At 39.2% G+C, this 21453-nt stretch carries 15 protein-coding genes; 9 read left to right on the forward strand and 6 right to left on the reverse strand.

Annotated features, from left to right (window positions below):
• Positions 1 to 26: 26 nt before the first annotated feature.
• The 3 genes from KCTC52924_RS13930 to KCTC52924_RS13940 form a co-directional block, all read right to left on the reverse strand.
• Positions 27 to 1040, reverse strand: a complete 1014-nt coding sequence (locus KCTC52924_RS13930) for a cbb3-type cytochrome c oxidase subunit II (protein ID WP_251806676.1) — start codon at positions 1038 to 1040, stop codon at positions 27 to 29.
• Positions 1041 to 1051: 11 nt separating this feature from the next.
• On the reverse strand, positions 1052 to 2860 hold the full coding sequence (locus KCTC52924_RS13935) for a cbb3-type cytochrome c oxidase subunit I (RefSeq protein ID WP_251806677.1): 1809 nt from the start codon (positions 2858 to 2860) through the stop codon (positions 1052 to 1054).
• 79 nt (positions 2861 to 2939) lie between these two features.
• Positions 2940 to 3374, reverse strand: coding sequence for an Rrf2 family transcriptional regulator (locus tag KCTC52924_RS13940; RefSeq protein WP_251806678.1), 435 nt, complete (start codon positions 3372 to 3374; stop codon positions 2940 to 2942).
• 654 nt (positions 3375 to 4028) lie between these two features.
• On the opposite strand from KCTC52924_RS13940, the gene KCTC52924_RS13945 reads away from it, so the two are divergent.
• The 3 genes from KCTC52924_RS13945 (at position 4029) to KCTC52924_RS13955 (ending at position 7439) form a co-directional block, all read left to right on the forward strand.
• Complete coding sequence (locus KCTC52924_RS13945; RefSeq protein WP_251806679.1) at positions 4029 to 4403, forward strand: hypothetical protein; 375 nt, start codon at positions 4029 to 4031, stop codon at positions 4401 to 4403.
• Positions 4404 to 4489: 86 nt separating this feature from the next.
• The gene (locus KCTC52924_RS13950; protein WP_251806680.1) at positions 4490 to 6553 is read left to right on the forward strand and encodes a TonB-dependent receptor; all 2064 of its coding nucleotides are present in this window, start codon (positions 4490 to 4492) and stop codon (positions 6551 to 6553) included.
• Between the two features lie 28 nt (positions 6554 to 6581).
• Positions 6582 to 7439, forward strand: a complete 858-nt coding sequence (locus tag KCTC52924_RS13955; RefSeq protein WP_251806681.1) for a hypothetical protein — start codon at positions 6582 to 6584, stop codon at positions 7437 to 7439.
• Positions 7440 to 7538: 99 nt separating this feature from the next.
• On the opposite strand, the gene nagB is transcribed toward KCTC52924_RS13955, so the two are convergent.
• The gene (gene nagB / locus KCTC52924_RS13960) at positions 7539 to 9470 is read right to left on the reverse strand and encodes a glucosamine-6-phosphate deaminase (RefSeq protein ID WP_353057472.1); all 1932 of its coding nucleotides are present in this window, start codon (positions 9468 to 9470) and stop codon (positions 7539 to 7541) included.
• A 481-nt stretch (positions 9471 to 9951) separates the two neighbouring features.
• Here nagB and uxuA point away from each other — a divergent pair, with 481 nt between their 5' ends.
• Entirely contained in the window at positions 9952 to 11133 is a 1182-nt protein-coding gene (uxuA, locus tag KCTC52924_RS13965; protein ID WP_251806792.1) for a mannonate dehydratase, read from the forward strand.
• Positions 11134 to 11181: 48 nt separating this feature from the next.
• Here uxuA and KCTC52924_RS13970 read toward each other — a convergent pair whose 3' ends face one another.
• Together KCTC52924_RS13970 and KCTC52924_RS13975 are read right to left on the reverse strand one after the other, a co-directional pair.
• Positions 11182 to 11853, reverse strand: a complete 672-nt coding sequence (locus tag KCTC52924_RS13970; protein WP_251806683.1) for a bifunctional 4-hydroxy-2-oxoglutarate aldolase/2-dehydro-3-deoxy-phosphogluconate aldolase — start codon at positions 11851 to 11853, stop codon at positions 11182 to 11184.
• Between the two features lie 16 nt (positions 11854 to 11869).
• Positions 11870 to 12892 carry a sugar kinase gene (locus KCTC52924_RS13975; protein ID WP_251806684.1) on the reverse strand — a complete coding sequence of 341 codons (1023 nt, stop codon included), beginning with the start codon at positions 12890 to 12892 and terminating at the stop codon, positions 11870 to 11872.
• 241 nt (positions 12893 to 13133) lie between these two features.
• Between KCTC52924_RS13975 and KCTC52924_RS13980 the strand changes: the two genes are divergently transcribed.
• From KCTC52924_RS13980 to KCTC52924_RS14000, 5 genes are all read left to right on the forward strand, one after another.
• Entirely contained in the window at positions 13134 to 13853 is a 720-nt protein-coding gene (locus tag KCTC52924_RS13980; protein ID WP_251806685.1) for a prolyl oligopeptidase family serine peptidase, read from the forward strand.
• 116 nt (positions 13854 to 13969) lie between these two features.
• On the forward strand, positions 13970 to 16063 hold the full coding sequence (locus KCTC52924_RS13985; RefSeq protein ID WP_251806686.1) for a thioredoxin domain-containing protein: 2094 nt from the start codon (positions 13970 to 13972) through the stop codon (positions 16061 to 16063).
• A gap of 62 nt (positions 16064 to 16125) precedes the next feature.
• A complete protein-coding gene (locus KCTC52924_RS13990) occupies positions 16126 to 16674 on the forward strand; it encodes an RNA polymerase sigma-70 factor (RefSeq protein ID WP_251806687.1) in 549 nt (182 codons plus the stop codon).
• 107 nt (positions 16675 to 16781) lie between these two features.
• Complete coding sequence (locus KCTC52924_RS13995; protein WP_251806688.1) at positions 16782 to 17939, forward strand: FecR family protein; 1158 nt, start codon at positions 16782 to 16784, stop codon at positions 17937 to 17939.
• A 133-nt stretch (positions 17940 to 18072) separates the two neighbouring features.
• Positions 18073 to 21450: a SusC/RagA family TonB-linked outer membrane protein gene (locus KCTC52924_RS14000; RefSeq protein ID WP_251806689.1), complete on the forward strand. Its 3378-nt coding sequence runs from the start codon at positions 18073 to 18075 to the stop codon at positions 21448 to 21450.
• The last annotated feature ends 3 nt before the right edge of the window (positions 21451 to 21453 follow it).

Consider the following 21453-nt stretch of genomic DNA (forward strand, 5'->3'; position numbering starts at 1 on the left):
TTTTATTTTTTATCTATTCTTATCGGTTATTGGTTGGCCTGATTTTCAATAAAAGCCCTAAATTTTTTTACATCCTCTTCCTTTACCTCTGATGCACTATTGCCCCAACTACTGCGTTCGTGGTTTGCAATAGCCGCTATTTCGGCATCGGAAAGTTGATCAGAGAAGGGTTGCATAGAGGCGTATTCGCTTCGGGCATCGTAGCCTTGTAAGATGATCCTGATCATCAGTTCAGGGTCATCGTCGTTTACGATCGGACTTCCCGCCAAAGGTGGAAATGCTCCTGAAACCCCTTTTCCATTATCTTGATGGCATACAGCACAAGTCTGTTTGTATAGTTGTGCCCCGTTTAGGGCAGCGCTTTCTTGTTCACCCCGCATTTCTCCGGTCTGTATCTGCTTTAATGCAGGAATAAATTCCTCGACCTGTCCGTCTGGGAGCTTTACTTGCTTTAAGGATTGTAGGTAGGCTACCAGTTGTAGTGCTTCCTCCTTGGCTATGACCGTAGTTCCCGATGGAGGGGCAAATGCTTCAGGAAGGTTGACCACCACGTCCTTCTGTTTTACCGAACCGCTGTCTATCATTTGAAATAACCAAGGGTAGGAGGGCATTACAGACTCGCCCACCACGCTACGAGGATTAAACAAGTGGAGCAAATGCCAATCCTTACTGGATTGTCTTCGACCTATATCGGTAAGGTCAGGGCCCGTTCGTTCACTTCCCAAAAGGGAAGGCGATTGTCGCCATATATCCATGCGTTCCTTACTGTAATAATAGTCGGATGGAATAGAAGGGCGATCCCCCCATGTTTTATCCATCTCTATATTACGGACCTGTTGGGTATGGCAAGCCACACAACCTTCGCTGATATAGACGTGTAGGCCTTGTCTTTCACTGTTGGTCATGTTAGACTGGCCAGGTAAGGGCTCTACATCCTGCATCTGGTAGGCGGGAAATACCGCAATTAGAAAACTCAAGGATACAAAGCCAATAAGGGCAGCAAGGACAAGTATTTTATGGTTCTTATGAAAGTCGAACATTTCGTTTTATTTTAATTGTTCACGCGTTCCAGTAATGGAGCGTCCAATGTTTTTACTAATTTTTTATTATTTACCATATAATAAAAGTTATATGCAAAAACCAGATGTGAGACAAACATTAACGAGCCACCTATGGCACGCCATACCCAATACGGTTTCATTAAGATTACAGACTCTAAAAAAGGATTTCCATCGATCCAGCTAAGTCCTTTCAGCGTACCACCGGCCATTAGTGACATCATATAAGCGAAGAGACCTATGAACGCCATCCAAAAATGGGCACCCACAAAAATTTGTGGTGGTTCCTTACCCGTTAATTTTGGCAGAATAGTATATATGCAGGCCCAAAGAATAAATGTTATGATCCCGTACATGGTCATATGGGAGTGAGCTACGTTAAAATCGGTAAAATGCCATACATAATTGGTAAATCTGAAGGCTTGTAAGCTACCTTGTGTTGAGCCTACAAAGTAAAATATGACACCTACCAAAAAGAATGGTAGGACATAACTTTTAGAAATATGGTTCCAGCTCCCCTTCATGGTCATAAGGAAATTGGTAGTACCGGCAACTACCGGAATAAACATGCCCGCACTAAATACTATGGCGGTGGTCTGTAGCCACCAGGGTAGGGGACTGAACACAAAATGATGGGTTCCTATCATAGTATAGAACAACATTTGTGTCCAAAAGGCCAACACCCCCAAGGAATAGGAGTAAATGGGTTTGTTAAGTGAAGAGGGAAGATAATAATATATCAATCCCAAGGTAAATGTCATAAACCACATGCCTACTCCCTGATGCATATAATAACCCTGTATTATGGTCTCACCCAGCCCGTCTTGAAAATAGGGCAAATACCCAATGATGGCCAATACAGTTGTCCAGATAAGTGCAGCCAGTATATACCAGTTGGACACGTAGATATCCTTTATTTTTCGGTTGGCAACAGTTTTGTAGAAATTCCAAAAGGTAATCACGAGGGCGATTGCGAAAAGTAGCATGACAGGCCATATATACTCCCGATATTCCCCACCTCCATTGTTGATGCCGGCCATTAATGAAAGAGTACCCAAAAGGAGGGTTAGGTTGATCAGTATCCATGAATACCAAGCACTTTTATAACTATGTATGGCGGTATTTGAAGTACGGGCTATCACAAAATAACCCAGACCAATCATAGATAAGGAGGCCCATCCCCAAAAAACGGCATTCGTATGTACTGGTCGGAGACGACCAAAAGAAAGCCAGGATTGGCTGTCCATTTCTGGCCATATGAATTTCATACCTACATACTGCCCTACAAGTGTTCCAAAAACCAACCAGAAAACAGCGGCACCCAAGTAATAAATTACAATTTTTTTAAGTGGTTCCGGGGTGTCTATACTGAGGGGAGTATTTTTTTTCTCATCAAACATGGGGTTTTCGGGCTCATGTGTTACCTTATTGACGAGACCTTTACGATCTATTACCTGTTGGTCGCTTCCCAATTCCTTTCCGGATAACTTATAAGTGAGGGCTTTCTTTCGCCGCTCTAAAATTAGGTCTATTTCATTCTCGTCCATACCTATCAATTCTTCGGAGAATGCCAAATCTTTCTTATGTAATTGCTTTCTTTTAAAAGAATCTATATAAGAATTGAGTTTGGCCATTAGTATAATGACAGCGACAATGAGAACAATAAAGAGCAACACGAAAGTTCCTATTATTCCAGGGCTGCTTATCCAATTATCCGTGTTTATAGTGCTACTATTTTGTGGAAATAATAGCAGTGGTAAAAACAGAAGGAGTGGTATTATGGTAGTTGTTTTGCTATTCATATTGAGATATTAATACCTTTTTATCTTTTATCTAATTTATAAAATGTAATCTGATTTAAAGTACTATTTAAAAATTAATTTACCGTTTTAAATGGGTCAACCCAATATCCAATCCAGTGGCTAATTCGTACATGGTGGTATTTTGAAGCATATGCGTAAGGTTTTCTCGTACCACCACAAATTTATGGTGTACCGGACATGGCTTTCGAGAATCACACTGTTTTAAACCCAATCCGCATCCATGAAAAATACTGTCCCCATCTATGGCATTTACGATATCGTACAAATTTATGGTATCCATCTTGGTTCGTTCCATCTGAAATCCTCCCGTGGGACCCTTATGGGAATCTACCAAACCGTTTTTGGCAAGGGACTGTAGTATCTTCGCCGTAAAAGCTTCGGGGGAATCTATTTCCTTTGCAATTTCTTTTAGACTAACACGATTGTTGTGCAAGGACCTTACTGCAATAAATATTGTTGCTTTTATTCCGTATTCACAAGCTTTGGAAAACATAGTCTATCTTATATTAATTTAGTACAAATATAAGTCAAATTCTTATTTCGGACAAATTTATCCTAAATAATTGATTTCACCTAATTTTTTGTTATTTAAAGAATTCAGGGGCAGTAAATTACTGCTCTCTATATAGGTGGCATCCATTTTTCCCTTAAAGAACTTCTAGGGGGTAAATATAAAAATCAAAAACGAAATCACCGCTATATTAATGTAATGTTACCATGTGTTCATGTGAAAATGGGTCCATGTGTCTATTGGTTATGTTCAGTTAAGTGTGACATTGTTATTCATTGTGAAGTGCCAATTACCGATCTATTGCTACCTTTTCTATTTTTCTTTCTATGCATATTTCCAATTTAACGTATCCCTCTAATCACAGGTTCCCAAACGACTGTGGCTTCTGTTTCTTTGGTCTTTCGTAATTTAAATAGTTACCTATATGCAATTTTTTTAGATCCTTCCCAAGACCAAAACGGGCGAACCTGAATGCTAAAGTAGCAATGGGGTTTTATGAAAATTTTGAATAAAATTTAGAGGCAATAACTGACGATTGTCATTTTATAGTATTTTTTTAATGCACTACCTTTGAGCTATATTCATTGAACGTAAACCTTGGATTTAAAAAGGGATCCTAATTGTAAAACTAAATTAATGAAACAAATAGTCTTGTTTGTTGCGATTATCATGCTTATCAAGCCATTTTGGCCGTTGGCAGAATACGCGGTAAATTACGATTACATTGTGGAGAATTTATGTAAAAACAGAGATACCCCATCTTTAAATTGTAACGGTCAATGTTATTTGGCAAAACAGTTGGCCAAAGAGTCGGACAACGGTAAAGAAAATCCTTTTGAGGGCAAACGCTCCCAAACAGAAATACAGTTTTTGGCTTCAATTGATCCAGTTTCAGTTAGGGCAGATGTGGCATTCGGCATCATTTCGGTGCAAAATAACTTTAAGGGAGGTCAGGCTATGATTTCCAGATTATTTACTTCAGATATCGCACAGCCACCAGAGCTGGGATAATTCAATTATCGCCTTGGTCTGTTTTGGTAGTTATCCAAATGTCGACCAAGTTTTCAGAATAAATTGTCTTATCTAAAAAAAGTCACATGACAAGCATTAATTATACCCATAAAGTATGCGAAATACATATGGTATGGTCCAAACCTATTTTACATTGGGCGTCCCTGTTGTTGTTATTATTATTCATAACGAATAGTAATGCACAGGAACTAGTACTGACCCAAGATTCCATTATTACAATCAATTTGGATGAAGTAATCCTGATTTCCACCAGGAATTCACTGAATTATCACCGTCAGCCCAAACCACTCTCCAGCTTGGATGAATTTTTGGAATCCTCCAAAAAAGTTGATATGGTAAAGCGGGGGGCATATGCTTGGGAACCTACATTGAACAATATGTTCTCTGAAAGGCTTTCGGTAACCATAGATGGGATGAAAATCTTTGGTGCCTGTACGGATAAGATGGATCCCATAACTTCCTATGTGGAGGTTTCCAATTTAGCAAAGGCCCATGTAACCTCAGGGCAACAGGGAGCCAAACATGGTACTACCATTGGTGGAGCCATAGACCTGGAATTGGAAAAAGGTAATTTTAAGGATACTGGACTGCAAGGAGGATTGGAAACTGGGTATGAAAGTAATAATGAAATGAATGTATGGGGCGCCAAACTGGATTACTCCGGATCCAACTTTTATATGGATACGAATCTGAGCTATAGGAAGGCAGGGAATTACTATGCCGGAGGGGATGAAGAGATTTCTTTTTCACAATTCGAAAAATACAACCTTGCGGTAAATTCAGGCTATAAAGTGTCCCAAGGAAAATTGATTACCGCTAGTTTTATCTTTGATGAAGCTAGGGATGTAGGCTATCCTGCGCTACCCATGGATGTATCCCTGGCCCAAGGGATAATTACCTCTGTTGGTTTTGAACAGGATTCCCTGCTCCGTAAGTTTACTGACTGGAACTCCAAGTTGTATTTTAATACCATTACCCACATAATGGATGATACTAAACGGCCCAATGTGCCCATTCATATGGACATGCCGGGATGGAGTGATACCTATGGATTTTTTACGGAAGCTCGCTTAGGACTTAAAAATCATCGATTATTTTTCAAATTGGATGGTTTTTATAATAGATCGTTGGCAGAAATGACCATGTATCCCAATAATCCCAATGAGTTGCCCATGTTTATGCTTACCTGGCCCGACGTTCGTACTACCAACGGGGGAGTTTATTTTGAAGACGAACTTAGTATCAATGGTAGTATCCTAAAAATCGCCACTAGAATGGCAGTGCAAAATCAGGAGGTAGCAGACGAGTTGGGATTGAACAGTTTAAGGATATTTTATCCGGAAATGGAAAAATCCAAAACTCGTTTCCTTAAGAGTATCTCAGGACAATGGCATAAGATGTGGATGCCTTGGCATTTAAATGTAGGACTGTCCTATGGAGATAGGGCGCCTTCGGTCTCCGAAGCATTTGGATTTTACTTGTTCAACAGTTTTGATAACCACGACTATATTGGGGATCCAGAACTTATCAATGAAAAATCTATGGAAGCCAATGCCAAAATTTCCTGGGAAAAATCAAACTTTAAGATCAGTGCCGAAGCAAATGTGTTTCACATTACAGACTATATCATAGGAGCAGTGGATCCTTCTCTTAGTGTTATGACTATTGGGGCAGAGGGTGTAAAGGTTTACAAGAATCTGGAATATGCCAATATGTACAACACCTCCTTGGATTTGGAATATGCACCGATACCACAATTTAAATGGAACGGTTTAATTGCATACCATCGAGGGGTAGATCAAGACCGCGAAAACTTACCGTTTATAAGTCCATTCTCCTATCGTTCCAGTCTTAGCTATCACAAGGGCTCGATTTCCGGTTCTATTGGGATGTCTGGCGCTGGAAAACAAGTGAACTATAACCCCAACTTCGGGGAAGATCAAACCATGGCATATACTATTTTCTCCTTATCCTTAGGGAAGACCTTTATTTTTAATAACGATTTAATGTACACAAAAGTAGGCGTGGAGAATATTCTGGATAAACGGTATTCTACCTATTCCGATTGGAAAAATATCCCCCGGATGGGGCGGAATTTTTTCGTAACAATTTCATATGCAATAAATTAATAAAACATAAACTTTAAAACAATAAGAAATGAAAAACATAAAATTTATCCTGATTTTTTTGGTGCTAACTGTCGGTCTTACCGCTTGTACTTCTGACAATGTTGATCCAATTTTGGAAATTGATCCTATGACGGAATTTAATTTACTCAGTAAAATGGAGGGTAACGGGCATAGCATAGAGCTGTATTCGGTTAACAAATATTTTGAAACAGGATATAATGAGATATTTATCCGTATTAAGGATGTGACCAGTGGGGAATATTTTTCCAATCCAGTAATTTCATGGGAGCCTATGATGCATATGATACATAAAGCGCATTCCTGTCCGAAATCGGATCTGACCGTTATCACTGAAAATAATACCATTTCCAAAGGATATCTGGTATTTCAAATGCCCGGAAATTCGGATGAATTTTGGGACATTACCTTTGCCTATAAGATTGAAGGGCAAGAATTTATAACGACTAAAGCTATTGATGTTAAGGCCCCTCTGAATGAAAAACAAAGGGTTGCCACCTTTGTGGGAAGTGATGAAACTAAATATATCTTAGCTATGGTGTCTCCCAAGACTCCAGAAGTTGCGGTAAACGATATTGAGGCCGTATTATTTGAGATGAAAAACATGATGAGTTTCTCGCCAGTAGAAGGTTATAAGGTAGTTTTAGATCCTCGGATGCCGGGAATGGGGAACCATAGTTCGCCAAACAATAAAGACCTTATTTATAATACAGCCACCAAGAGCTATAACGGAAGGTTATCATTGACCATGACAGGGTATTGGAGAATTAATATGACCCTTTTTAATACTGATGATGAGTTGTTAAAAGGAGAGGTGGTTACCGAGGAACAAGAAGCGAGCAGCTTGTACTTTGAATTGGAGTTTTAATGGTATGGATTAGTGAAGCTAATCCGATTTGTTTAAAGAAAAAGAGGCTGTCTTATGGGACAGCCTCTTTTTTATATCAAAAACTATAAATAGGATTGTTTAAAATTCATATCGCACAAATGCCTCCATGGCAGCATAATGCGCTAATCCTAATTCATCGTACTTCATAGCAGTTTCTCTGTTTCTGTCCTCGGCACGTTGCCAGAATTCTCTGGAATCCGACCCTTGGAATACCACGCCATCCTTTTGGGATTGGTGTTTGAAAATTCCATATCGCTTCGCCAAAACCTGACTTGGACTCATGGGAACGGCCATTTCAATATCCTCTATTTCCCACTCTTGCCATGCTCCCCTGTACAACCATACCCAACAGTCGTCCATATAGGGTTCAGATTTTAATCGCTTTAAAGATTCAAAGATAATATCCAAACAGACCTTGTGGGTTCCGTGTGGATCGGCTAAATCACCTGCTGCATAGATTTGATGAGGTTTAATCTCTTTGATCAGATCCATAGTTATTTTAATATCTTCTTCTCCCCATGGATTTTTTTCTATGGTTCCAGTTTCGTAAAACGGAAGATTGTTAAAGTGGATCTGCTCATCGGTAAGACCAACATAATAACTAGTAGCCTTGGCTTCACTTCTTCGGATCATTCCTTTAATGTTCCTCACCTCAGGAATATCGATCTCGCTGGTCTTTTTGTTTTTTATAAACTTGTTCGCTTTTTTATAGATATCGAGGGACTTCTCATTGTCCAACCCAAAAGAACGGTTATAATCTACCACAAAATTAGAGAATCTTAAGGCCTCATCATCCGCTACGGCGATATTTCCGGAGGTTTGATATGCTACATGCACCTCATGCCCCTGGTTTTGAAGTCTCATAAAGGTCCCTCCCATACTAATGATATCATCATCGGGGTGTGGACTAAATATAAGTACTCGCTTTTTGGCAGGATTGGCACGCTCTGGCCTATTGCTATCATCTGCATTGGGCTTACCACCTGGCCAACCAGTAATAGTGTGTTGCAACTTATTAAATATACGAATATTGATATCATATGCGTCTCCTACCTCTGTCAATAGGTCGCTCATACCATTTTCAATATAATCTGCCTCAGTTAACATGAGTACTGGTTTTTCCAGTTTAGAGGCCAGACCAACTACTGCTTTCTTGATCAATTGGGCATCCCAACTCACTTTCTCAACCGCCCATGGTGCATTTACTCGTGTCAGTAAGGACGATGCGCCCTTATCCGTTACAAAGACAGCATTAGGGTGGTCCTGAAGATAAGATGCAGGTACCTGTTGGGTAATAGGTCCTTCCACCGCTTGATTGATGATGTTTGATTTTCCTTCACCCCAAGCGAATAAGATAACCTGTTTGGCTTCCATGATCTGTTTGATACCAATGGTGATCGCCGTTTTTGGAGTGCTGTACAAGCCCTGAAAATCTTTACTTGCCGCAACTCTAGTAATATGATCCAAAGTAACCAATCTGGTCTTGGAATTAGGTAGGGAACCGGATTCGTTAAACCCGATATGCCCATTGCCACCAATACCCAAAATCTGAAGGTCTATTCCTCCCAATGCATCTATCTTGGCCTCAAATTTCTTACAGTAATCGGCGATATCTTCTTTGGAAAGCATTCCGTCCGGAATATGGTAATTTTTTGGGTCGATGTCTATATGATTGAAAAGGAGCTCCTTCATAAAACGCACATAACTCTGTATGGCATCCGGTTCCATCGGATAGTATTCGTCTAAGTTAAACGTAATTACATTTTTAAAACTTAGACCCTCTTCCCTATGCAAGCGAACCAGCTCTGCATATAATCTTTTCGGCGAAGAACCTGTAGCAAGTCCAAGCACACACATTTCTTTGGCATCCTGCTTCTTTCGAATCAAGGTGGCAATTTCTGCGGCCGCTGCCTTGGAAGCAACTTCGGAAGATTCAAAAATGACCGTATTTATTTTCTCAAACCGTTTTTCAAAACTGGTTGCCTTATCGATTTTACTCTTAATCATTATAATGCTCGATTTATTTTGTTCATTATTGGTTTAATGTATAAAAGTACTGCAAACTATTGAAATGAATAAAAATTGTCGCCTGTTTTTGACCAAAACAAGGCAGAAATCAGGATTTGATACTTTTTAGTTATAGATATAGCTTAAATTGCAATTTTTGTAATTAAAACATCTGTTATCATTTCCCTAAACTAACTTTGTGAAAGTCGACTAAAACTGTATCTTGTAGCCCAGAAAGAGGCACCTATTGTTAGGTTAAAACAAAATTGGGGTATAAGTCAATCGTGTATTTTACGACGGATTAATTCCAAAAATAAAAACATCCCGAACGTGCGGGATGAGCTTATTTTTTATCGACGATATGCAGTAAAAGACGTATTGAATTATAGCATACTTTTGGCTTAATATAGCACTAGAAACACCAGTGTAAAAAAAACTTAAGATGCCTTTGTAATAATATTGCGATTTAATTATGAAATTAACCTTGGAAAAAACTTGGAGATGGTATGGGCCAAACGATCCCGTATCCCTATTGGATATTAAACAAGCAGGAGCTACTGGTGTAGTAAGTGCACTACACCATATCCCTAATGGGGCCGTTTGGCCAGCAGCGGAAATACAGGCTCGGAAAAAAATGATAGAGGCAGTTGGTCTAAGTTGGTCCGTGGTGGAAAGTGTTCCCATACACGAGGACATTAAGACGCAGCGGGGAGATTTCATGAAGTATGTAGAGAATTATAAGACTACCATCGTTAATTTGGCTGTTTCCGGGATAGATACAATCTGTTATAATTTTATGCCGGTTTTGGATTGGACAAGGACCGACCTAGAGTATAAATTAAAGGACGGATCTACAGCATTGCGTTTTGAAAAAAATGCCTTTGCTGCTTTTGAACTGTTTTTGCTAAAACGCGTTGGTGCCGATAGCGATTATTCTCAGATAGAACAGGATGCCGCTAAAGAGTATTATGAGGGCATATCCGAAAAGGACAAAAAGAAATTGATCCAAAATATTATTGCAGGTCTCCCAGGTGCGGAAGAGGGGTATACCTTAAAAGAATTCAACGAAATCCTTGCTACCTACAATCAGATTGGCCCAAAGGAATTAAAGCAGCATCTTTTCTCATTTTTGAAACACATTATTCCCATTGCAGAGGCCAATGAAGTAAAAATGTGTATTCATCCAGACGATCCACCGTATCCTATTTTAGGATTGCCTAGAGTAGTAAGTACCGAACAGGATATTTTGGATCTCTACGAGGCCGTGGACAGTCCGAGTAATGGACTCACCTTTTGTACGGGTTCTTTTGGGGTAAGGAAGGACAATGATCTAGTAGGTATGGTAAAACGGTTGGGGCATCGGATACATTTTATGCATTTAAGGAGTACGGAACGCGATGAAAATGGGAATTTTCACGAGGCAGATCATTTGCTCGGAGATGTGGATATGTTTGGCGTGATGAAGGCATTGGTAGAAGAGCAGCAAAAGCGAAATAGCTTAGGAAGGAAGGATTTAAGAATGCCTTTTCGCCCAGATCACGGTCATAAGATGCTAGACGACCTAAATAAAAAAACCAACCCCGGATACTCGGCCATTGGTCGGTTAAGAGGGTTGGCAGAACTGCGTGGCTTGGAACTAGGGATAAGGAAGTCGCTCCCCTCCTAAATAGTAGGGGGCTCTTGGCGTGCTAAGATTAGTTATTTATAGAGCACGTTAAAAACCCCGTACTTTTTTTATAAGCGCCAAAGTTTTTCTTACTGTATCTTCCAAACCGCTATAATCTTTATTTTCCAAGACAGATTTACTAATTAGATTGGAGCCCATGCCTACGCAGGTTGCCCCGGCACCAAACCATGCCTTTAGGTTGGATTCTTCCAGGGTAACCCCACCAGTGGGCATTACGCTGGTCCAAGGTTGAGGCCCTTTAATTGCCTTTATAAAATCGGGCCCAAAATTGGCTCCTGGGAACAATTTTATGATTTCGCAGCCCATTTCTTCTGCTTTATTGATTTCCGTTACGGAACCACATCCGGGACTCCACAATACCTTTCTTCGGTTACAAACTATGGCAATATCCTCCCTTAAAGAAGGGGTTACAATAAAATTGGCTCCCATTTGCATGTAGAGCGAAGCGGCAGCGGCATCCGTTATAGAACCTACGCCCATCGCCATCCCTGGAAGTTCCTGAATGATATACTTATTGAGTTCGGAAAAAACTTCATGGGCAAAATCTCCACGTGCTGTAAATTCGATCAACCTTGCGCCGCCATCATAGCAGGCTTTTAATATGTTCTTCCCTAAGTTGGTGTCAGGATGATAAAACAAGGGAACAAGCCCTGTTTCTTTCATTAAGGAAGCAATTTCTATTCTGGAAAATTGTGACATGTTAATGTTTTTTAAATTATCTACTTACTTTGCCGGAAGAATCGCCAGCGGCCAATTGTGATATTTCCTCTAGGGTTGCCAAATTAAAGTCGCCTGAAATGGTATGTTTTAGGCAACATGCGGCTGCGGCAAAATTAATTGCCTGTTGTTTGTCCTGTGAATCTTGCAACAAACTGTATATTAATCCACCCATAAACGCATCACCACTCCCAACACGATCCACTACGGGTGTAACCTCCCTGATCTCTGCATTATAAATGGTTTTACCATCATATAGGATACCTCCAATTTTTTGATGAGAAGCATTTACGGAATATCGAAGGGTAGTGGCCACAAACTTTAAATCGGGGCAGCTATCGAAAAGGTCATCATATAACGTTGGTAATGAAGCCGTGTTTTGGTAGTCGGGCTCTTTTTTTTCTTTCCCAGTCATAAAAAATGCGGTATCCAGATCCCCGAGGATTACATGGCTATATTGTAATAGTTCTGGCATGACCTCTTTTGGTTCCTTCCCATATTTCCATAGTTTGGAACGGTAATTTAAATCCGAGGAAATGGTAAGGCCCATTTTATGAGCCATTTTAACCGCCTCAAGACAAACGGCTGCGGCATTGCTGGATATCGCTGGAGTAACTCCACTCCAATGGAACCACTGCGCATCCCCAAAAACGGATTCCCAATCAATGGTGTCTATTTCTATATTGGCGATAGCGCTATTTTCCCTGTCATAAATTACTTTGCTACCACGCGTCCCAGCTCCAGTTTCCAAGAAATAAATTCCTAAACGGTCCCCCCCAAATTGAACATGATCTGCTGCTACCTTATATTTAAGGATTTCCTTTAGAGCGCAATCACCAATATCATTCTTGGGCAGTCGGGTTACAAATTCAGCGTCGATCCCAAAATTAGCTAGGGAAACGGCTACATTGAATTCACCTCCACCATAGGTAGCATTAAAATTGGTCGCTTGTGAAAATCGTAAATGTCTTTCCGTGGATAATCTTAGGAGTATTTCTCCAAAGGTGACTACTTTCTTCATGGTTGGAATATAAGTGTAAAGGATAAAAATACTAAGGTAAATCCTAAAATTGAAAAATAGTTTGTTTTTCTTTTTTATAACGATGTATTCTAATTTTGTTTAAAGCAATTGCATAAATGTTAAATAGGTGATTAAAAAATAAATGTTCCATTTAAAATTCGTCAATTTATATTTTAAATGAAGCCATTTCCCAAATGGTATGTTGTCTACGGTATAAGTTGATCATTAAACCAATGAATGTATGAAATTGAATATATTTATTTTCTTTAGCCTCTTTGTCTTAACCGGTTGTGCCTCGCAATCCTCTCCGGAATTAACAAATTCGAAAATGGAGGTGACCACGACCGAAACTTTAAAATACTATCTTTATTATCCTGAAAATTATAAGAGTAGTGGGGATGAAAAGTTCCCCCTTTTGCTTTTTTTGCACGGTGGGGGCGAATCTGGAGGAAGTTTGGATGCGGTAAAACGGAATGGTCCGCCAAAATTACTGACCGGAGGGAAAAAATTTCCCTTTTTAATTTTGGCACCCCAGAACCCGAACGAGAAGATGTGGTGGAATACGAGGGCAGTAAATCAGTTGTTAGAAACTGTTATTGCTGAGAACAAAGTAGATCCCAATAGAATATACCTTACCGGCTTAAGTAGGGGTGGAGGTGCCGCATGGGAAATGGCAGTACAGTATCCCGATAAATTTGCTGCTCTTGCCGTAGTATGCGGGATGGCGCCATTACCTTATGCTTCTTGGATAAATAAAAAGTTGCCTATTTGGGTCTTTCATGGGGATCAGGACAACTCAATCCCTATTTCGGAATCTGTAAACATGGTAGCCAAATTAAGGGAAATGGGGTACCGTGTACAGTTTACCATATATAAAGGGGTGGGACACAATGCATGGGAAAAGGCCTATGAGAACGAAACTTTATACGATTGGTTTATGGAACAGGAAAAGTTAAATTGAAAGAAATCAAATTGCCTTCCCCACCAATAAGTTTATACAAAACCTTAGATGGTGTTGTCAAATATTGTATTTTTCGACATTCTACAACCTTATTTTAGATGATATTTAAGTAAAACATGAGATTTTCAACAAATAATTTAATTGTATTTATGGTTTTTATATTTTTTTCTTGCTCCGACACTAAGGGTCAGAAAAGCGACCATAAGTTCACTAATGACCTTATTCATGAAACTAGTCCCTATTTATTACAGCATGCCCACAATCCTGTAAATTGGAAACCCTGGAGTCCCGCTGCGCTTGAACAGGCCAAGAAGGAGAATAAATTGGTATTGGTGAGTGTTGGTTATTCCTCATGCCATTGGTGCCATGTTATGGAGGAGGAAACTTTTGAAGACGAGGAAGTGGCCAGATTAATGAATGAGAATTTTATAAATATAAAGGTAGATAGGGAAGAGAGGCCAGATGTAGATCATGTGTATATGACCGCTTTGCAGTTAATTAAAGGCAACGGAGGATGGCCTTTAAATGTAATTACACTTCCCAATGGCAAGCCAATTTATGGCGGAACCTACCATACTAAGGAGCAATGGGGTAAGGTGCTCACACAGGTCAGTAAGTTGTATAAAGATAACCCTGAAAAGGCGAACGAGTATGCTGATATGGTGGCCAAAGGGATACAGGAGGTAAACCTCATTTCACCTACCTCAGATCTAGGGGTGCTGACCCAAGAAGTACTTAAAAAAAGTGTGGAGAATTGGAAGCCCAATTGGGACTTACACTGGGGCGGTAATAAGGGAGTTCAGAAATTTATGATTCCAGTGAATCTTGATTTTCTACTGGACTATTCCTTTCTGACAGCCGATAGTAATGCCAAGGAATTTGTAGGCCTTACCATGAATAAAATTGCATTGGGCGGGGTTTATGACCATATAGCTGGAGGTTTTTATAGGTATAGCACTGATTCTAAGTGGGAAATACCCCATTTCGAAAAAATGTTATACGATAATGCCCAATTGCTTAGTCTTTATTCCAAAGGATATAAAGTGTTCAAATCCCCCTTATTTAAAAATACCGTTAAGGAAACTATAGCCTTCTTAGATCGGGAAATGAAAAATCCCGAAGGTGGATATTATGCGGCCATTGATGCGGATAGTGAAGGGGAGGAAGGGAAATTCTATGTGTGGACAGAGGAGGAATTGAAATCCGTTTTAGGAGATGAATTCCCTTTGTTTTCGGAATATTTCGGAGTAAAACGTTCCAATATTTGGGAAAAGAATGCCTACGTACTTTCTCGGACCTTACACGATGGTGATTTTATTGAAAAAAATGATATCACCCAGAAAGAATTGGATAACCATAGGAAGGTTTGGAAAGAAAGGTTACTTAGAGCAAGAAGCCAAAGGGTACGGCCACATATAGACGATAAAATTATAATTTCATGGAATGCCCTTTTGATCAATGGATTGGTAGATGCTTACCATGCTTTTGGGGAAGTTTCGTATTTAGAAAAAGCGGAAGAGGTGTTCAATTTTCTTCAACAAAATGGTCTAAAGGGCGATCACCTGGTTCATTCCTATAAAAAAGGAAGTAAGACAGACCATGGATTTTTGGAAGATTATGCGTTTTTGGCTAATGCGTCATTAAAGCTTTACAGCGCCACAATGTCTGACAAGTATCTGGATTTCGCCAAAAAACTGACTCAAATTGCTCAGACAAAATTTAATGATGAGGCTTCCGGAATGTACAGTTATAATGCTGACGAGGAACTTATTTCGAAAATAATTAAGACCGATGATGGGGTGTTGCCTTCCCCTAATTCCGTAATGGCAGAAAACTTATTGATTTTAGGGCATATAGATTACGATAAAAAGGCCACTAACCAGGCCAAATCAATGTTGTCTTCTATGGTTCCTGTAATTGAGGAAAACGCCTATAATTATGCCAAATGGAATTCGATACTGCTGAAATCGGTTTATCCCTTTTATGAGATTGCCGTGGTGGGAGATCAGGCAAATGCGATAATGGTCGAAATGCACAGGGAATACCTCCCCAATACACTGATCATTGGTAGTGTAAAGGACAGTGAGCAACCATTGTTTAAAGGGCGCTATGATAATGAGGGCACTTATATCTATGTGTGTCAAGACCATACGTGCAAACTGCCAGTAACTTCGGTTCAGTTGGCTTTGGAACAGTTGAATAATTTTTGACACTATCTTGATCCAGCCTTTAAAACTTTTTGTTTTTTTTATGATTAAAAATTCCCTTTAAATTGTCTAGTAAGGATCTATCTATAACCCCCAAGGAATTCAAACATTTATTTGATACGCTATATTCTCCCTTGTGTTTATTTGCGCATAAGTATTTGGAAGATATTGATGATTCCAAGGATGTGGTACAGGATGTATTTCTTAAAATTTGGCAGAAAAAAATAATAATCAAGGACAAATCTGCAGCCAAATCATATTTGTACACTGCTGTTAGAAATAAATGCTTAGATTTTCTTAAGAGTAGCTACTCACAAAAAAAAGAACAGCGTATAGGGTTGGATATTAAGCAGCTAGAAGGGGATGCTTTTTTTGCTAGGGAGGTTTTGCTAGTAGAAACAACTGAAATTATTGATAAAGCGCTAAACTCATTGCCAAAAAAACATAAAAGGATAATTAGATTAGGTATGGACGGATTGTCCAACGAACAAATTGCAGAGCATCTCCAAGTCTCTGTAAATACCATTAAATCTCAAAAAAAACTAGCCTATAGTAAGTTGCGTTTGTTGCTGAAAAACGATGTATTTCGGATTGTAATGCTATTGATTTTGTGAAATAGTTGTTTTTTTTTACAATTTTTTTACAATTTCTTCACCCACTTTCTTATTCTTCTCGTCTTAGGGAGAGAGGTTTAGTAATTCTCGTTTTATAAATTTTTTAGATGGTAGGTTTGGAAAGGATTTTTAAGTTGTCAAAGAAGTTGGCTTTATCCATTATAAATGGCGATAAGGAGGCGTTGATGGATTTAAAATCCGAACTCAACAAAAATGACCAAGATTATATAATTAAAAACCTTACGGATAAAAAAATAGGTGAAAGGCGTAGGGAGTTACGTAAGGAACTCGATAGGGCCAAGGCGTTACAGTATAGAAAAATGACTGGCACCCGTAGAAGAAGAATAAGATTTGGTGCTATTCAAAAAGTAGCAGCTGTTTTTATAGGGGTTTTAGGTCTTTCCTATTTTTTCTATGTGAAATCGGTAGCAATACCCAATGAAAAGGAGAGCTTAAAGAGCGATGTGATTTCCTTGCGGCTCGAGGACGGTAGCATTATGGAGATAGACCCTGATGAAAGTACTGGTGTTATTGACCCTTATGGGAATATTATCGTAAAGCAAAGACCGGGAGCTCTAAAATATGATCAAAACAAGGATTTGAATGAATTGTCCTACAATGAACTCTATGTTCCCTACGGAAAAAGATATTCTGTGATCCTTTCTGATGGGACGCTAGTAAACCTTAATTCTGGCAGCACCTTGAAATATCCTGTCAACTTTATCCAGGGTACTCCCCGTGAAGTGTTTTTAAAAGGAGAAGCCTTTTTTAGTGTGGCTAAAGATTCATTAAACCCCTTCTCTGTTTTTACTGGGGAGTTGGGAGTTAAGGTGTTGGGTACCAAGTTTAATATTTCTTCCTATCCTGAGGACCTAGATATTTCAACGGTATTAAGTGAAGGTTCGGTTCAGTTATACGAAGTAAAGGACCCTATGAAGGGATCTTTGTTAACGCCGGGTCATATGGCTTCTTGGAACCGTGAGGGTAAAAGTATCTCTATCTCTGAAGTAGATGTTAGTCTCTATACTGGATGGATAGAAGGGGAATTAGTATTTAAAAGTATGTCTTTTGAAAGAATTGTGGAAAAATTAGAAAGGAGTTATAATGTGGAAATCATCAATAATGATGAGAAATTGAACAAGGAAATATTCACCGCGTCCTTTCATGTAGATCTAGAAAGTATAGAACAATTATTGGATTATATCAAATTGGAGCGCCCGTTTACCTATACCATTAACAACAATAAAATAATTATCAACCCTTAAAAACCTTTATAAAATGACCCAAAAGTAAATGTTATGTATCATTTAGCTTAAAAAATCGGGAGATATACGACCATTCCCGTGTTCAAAAAATCATCGAACATTAATTTTTAAACCTATATAATTAATCAACAATATGGAAAAAAATAATCCTAATTGGATAGTATTAACTTGTCCTTTTAAAATTAACTTAAGCATAAAACTTACGGTCTTATTACTGTTGGTTTCATTTTTAAAAGCTGAAGCAAAAAATTACGATTTAAATTCTTCGATTTCCTTGACCCTTGAAAACGTAAGCCTTAAGGAAGCTTTGGATAAAATTGAAGCGGATACCGAATTTAGGTTTTTATACCGCGACATAAATATAGAATTAGAAAGGAAGGTATCCATAAACGTATCCAAGAAAAGTATAGAACAGGTATTGAATGAACTATTCAAAAATTCTAGGACCACCTATAATATTTACGACAATAGGCAGATTTTGTTAATGCCATTGTCAGAAAAGATACTAGAGAAGGCTGCTCCAGTAAATTCCAAACAAATACAAGATAAAATTTCAGGAACCGTGGTCGATGCTGAGGGCACTCCTATACCTGGAGTTAGTGTTGTAATACAAGGTACAGTAAGGGGTGTTGCGACCGATTTCGATGGATTGTTTACCATAGAGGCTAGTTCTAGTGACATTTTGGTGTTTTCTTCAATTGGATTTGCTACTTATGAAGTTGCGGTAGGGAACAAAAAGAATATTGATATTGTGATGCAGGCCGAGGCATCTTCACTGGAAGAGGTGGTCATAGTTGGGTATGGTACACAAAGGAAATCAGATTTAACGGGGGCTGTAGGGGTTCTGAGCAGTGAAGATCTTCTTAAGGCGCCAGTAAACAACTCACTTCAAGGGTTGCAAGGTAAGGTGGCCGGTGTAAATGTGTTCCTAAATTCGGGATCTCCATCCGGGGCACCTAAAATTGTTATCAGGGGAGTAGGAACTATTAATTCGTCCTCAAGTCCGCTATATGTGGTAGACGGGGTTGCCATGGATGATATTCAATATTTAAACCCCAATGATATAGAGCGTATGGAGGTTTTGAAAGATGCCTCTTCAGCCTCTATTTACGGAGCCCGAGGAGCTAATGGAGTTGTTTTGATAACAACTAAAAGAGGTGCTAAGGGTGGTAAAATGATTGTTGGGTACGACGGTTTCCTAAGTGTTGGACAGATGCAGAATAAAATGGATCTTTTAAACTCGGAGGAGTGGTTAGACGTAGTTAGGATTGGCATGGAAAACACACCTAAGTATAGACCTGGGGCTCCAGCTCCTACTTTCACAACCAACGATCCAAGGTTATTCGACTCCAGCGGAAAACCCTTGTACGATACCGACTGGCAAGATGAGGCTACAAGAACAGCTTATTCTAATAATCATCAGTTGAGCATTCAGAGTGGCAATGAGAATTCTTCAATAGGTGCCTTCTTGAATTACTCTCATATGGAAGGAATAATGTTAAACAATGATGTGGATAGGATTAGCGGTAAAATAGCCTACGATGTTAGCCCTAAAGATTGGTTGTCCTTTGGCCTTAATCTTTTGGTAAACAATGTTAAGGAAAAGGAATTTGAAGAAGATGGTGGCGGTCAGGTGCCAAGACGTACCATGATAGAAATGCCATCAATATTCCCTGTAAAGTTTCCAGATGGTACTTATAGTAATAGTTTTGATATTGAAGACGCTTACAATATTGAGGCAATGGCTAACCCAGTACACGTTTTGGAAACTCAAGAGAGGCTGTGGGAACGCAATCAAATCTTTGGAAATGTATTTGCCAAATTTAATATCCTTCCAGGATTGGAATTTAGGACACAATTTGGTTTTGATAAGCGAATAAATGTTAAGCAGGAATACTCCCCTAGGGATTTAGTAAACATTTCTGCACCAAATGGTTTTGCTAGAATTTATAATTCTAAAAGCACCTATTGGCAACAAGAAAATTACCTAACCTATAAAAAGGAAGTGGACGATCATAGATTTAATGGAATGTTGGGATTGAGCTGGCAGGAAAATACGTTTGAATCTTCAGATATTCAGGCGAGAGGGTTTAGCGATGATTTCTTTAAATACAACAATATTGGATCTGCGAATAACCCGAGCGCACCAGTATCCAATTATAATAAATGGGCATTGAATTCCTATTTCTTAAGGGCGGGATACACTCTTCAGGATAAGTATATGCTAACCCTTACCGGTAGGGTAGATGGTTCTTCTAGGTTTGGCGCCAACAATAAATACGGTTTTTTCCCTTCAGCAGGATTGGGGTGGATGCTATCTGAAGAGAGTTTTCTCGCAGACAGTGATAAAATTAATCGACTTAAGCTAAGGGCGAGTTACGGTATAACAGGAAACACTGAAATTCCAGCCTATAGTTCCTTGGCAACCGTTTCGTCTGGAACCATATTGTTAAATGGAACCAGGGTTGCTTCCAGCTCAGTAAACAGATTGTCCAACCCAGATCTGGAATGGGAAAAAACAAGTCAGTTTGATATAGGATTGGATTTTGGAGCTTATAATAATAGAATTCGATTTGAGTTCGATTATTATTATAAAGAAACCACAGATCTTTTATTGGATAGGCCAGTACCATACGCCTCAGGATTTGTTTCTGTACGAGATAATATTGGAGCTGTTTCTAACGAAGGAATAGAAGCCATGTTGGTAACGCAGAATATAACTAGGCCAGATTTTAATTGGGAAACCTCATTCAATATCAATTTCAACAAAAATACCATTCAAAGTTTAGGAGAAAATGATGAGGATATCCTACCTGGTCCAAACTGGGTTTCGGGAAGTCAGACAATTTTAAGGGTCGGAAAATCCTTAAGTTCCTTTTGGGGATATGAGCGTTTAGGCACTTGGGGAACTGATGAGGTTGCTGAAGCTGCATTGGTAGGTGCTGTACCAGGTGAAGCCAAGCGTTCAGAAGATAAGAAGATATTGGGTAAGGGATTGCCAGATTTTACAGGTAGTTTTACCAATACCTTTAATTATAAGAATTTTGATTTTACTGCAGACATACAATTTGTAGGTGGTGTGGACATTATGCAGCAGTTTTACCATTCTACGGAGGACAGGTCCGGGATTGCTAACGGGCTTGCTTCAATATTGTATAAAGGTTGGACCGAACAAAACCAAAATACGATGGTTCAAGAGATAAGGAACCAGTCATATGCCGGACAAAATAGTCAAGTGGATAGTCACTGGGTTGTAAATGGTTCCTATATCAGAGGGAATCTATTTTCTCTGGGATATAGCTTTACCGAAACTATGTTGGACAAATTAGGGCTAAACAGATTAAGGGTGTATGCCAGTTTGGAGAACGCCTTTGTAATCCACTCGGATGACTTTCAAGGATACGATCCTGAAGCAACTTCATGGGGAGGGAACCAATGGGGTCAAAACATCTTTTTCTTCCAATACCCTAAACCAAGAACCTTTACCTTGGGATGTAGCCTTAAGTTTTAAATC

This window comes from Arenibacter antarcticus (genome assembly GCF_041320605.1).
Classification (GTDB): domain Bacteria; phylum Bacteroidota; class Bacteroidia; order Flavobacteriales; family Flavobacteriaceae; genus Arenibacter; species Arenibacter antarcticus.

What these genes read in the sequence shown, in the direction of transcription:
- KCTC52924_RS14000 (WP_251806689.1), top strand. Translation starts at nt 18,073, where the DNA reads ATGGAAAAAAATAATCCTAATTGGATAGTATTAACTTGTCCTTTTAAA.
- KCTC52924_RS13970 (WP_251806683.1), bottom strand. Translation starts at nt 11,853, where the DNA reads ATGTCACAATTTTCCAGAATAGAAATTGCTTCCTTAATGAAAGAAACA.
- KCTC52924_RS13930 (WP_251806676.1), bottom strand. Translation starts at nt 1,040, where the DNA reads ATGTTCGACTTTCATAAGAACCATAAAATACTTGTCCTTGCTGCCCTT.
- KCTC52924_RS13940 (WP_251806678.1), bottom strand. Translation starts at nt 3,374, where the DNA reads ATGTTTTCCAAAGCTTGTGAATACGGAATAAAAGCAACAATATTTATT.
- KCTC52924_RS13955 (WP_251806681.1), top strand. Translation starts at nt 6,582, where the DNA reads ATGAAAAACATAAAATTTATCCTGATTTTTTTGGTGCTAACTGTCGGT.
- KCTC52924_RS13975 (WP_251806684.1), bottom strand. Translation starts at nt 12,892, where the DNA reads ATGAAGAAAGTAGTCACCTTTGGAGAAATACTCCTAAGATTATCCACG.
- KCTC52924_RS13980 (WP_251806685.1), top strand. Translation starts at nt 13,134, where the DNA reads ATGAAATTGAATATATTTATTTTCTTTAGCCTCTTTGTCTTAACCGGT.
- KCTC52924_RS13985 (WP_251806686.1), top strand. Translation starts at nt 13,970, where the DNA reads ATGAGATTTTCAACAAATAATTTAATTGTATTTATGGTTTTTATATTT.
- KCTC52924_RS13935 (WP_251806677.1), bottom strand. Translation starts at nt 2,860, where the DNA reads ATGAATAGCAAAACAACTACCATAATACCACTCCTTCTGTTTTTACCA.
- KCTC52924_RS13950 (WP_251806680.1), top strand. Translation starts at nt 4,490, where the DNA reads ATGACAAGCATTAATTATACCCATAAAGTATGCGAAATACATATGGTA.
- KCTC52924_RS13945 (WP_251806679.1), top strand. Translation starts at nt 4,029, where the DNA reads ATGAAACAAATAGTCTTGTTTGTTGCGATTATCATGCTTATCAAGCCA.
- KCTC52924_RS13995 (WP_251806688.1), top strand. Translation starts at nt 16,782, where the DNA reads ATGGTAGGTTTGGAAAGGATTTTTAAGTTGTCAAAGAAGTTGGCTTTA.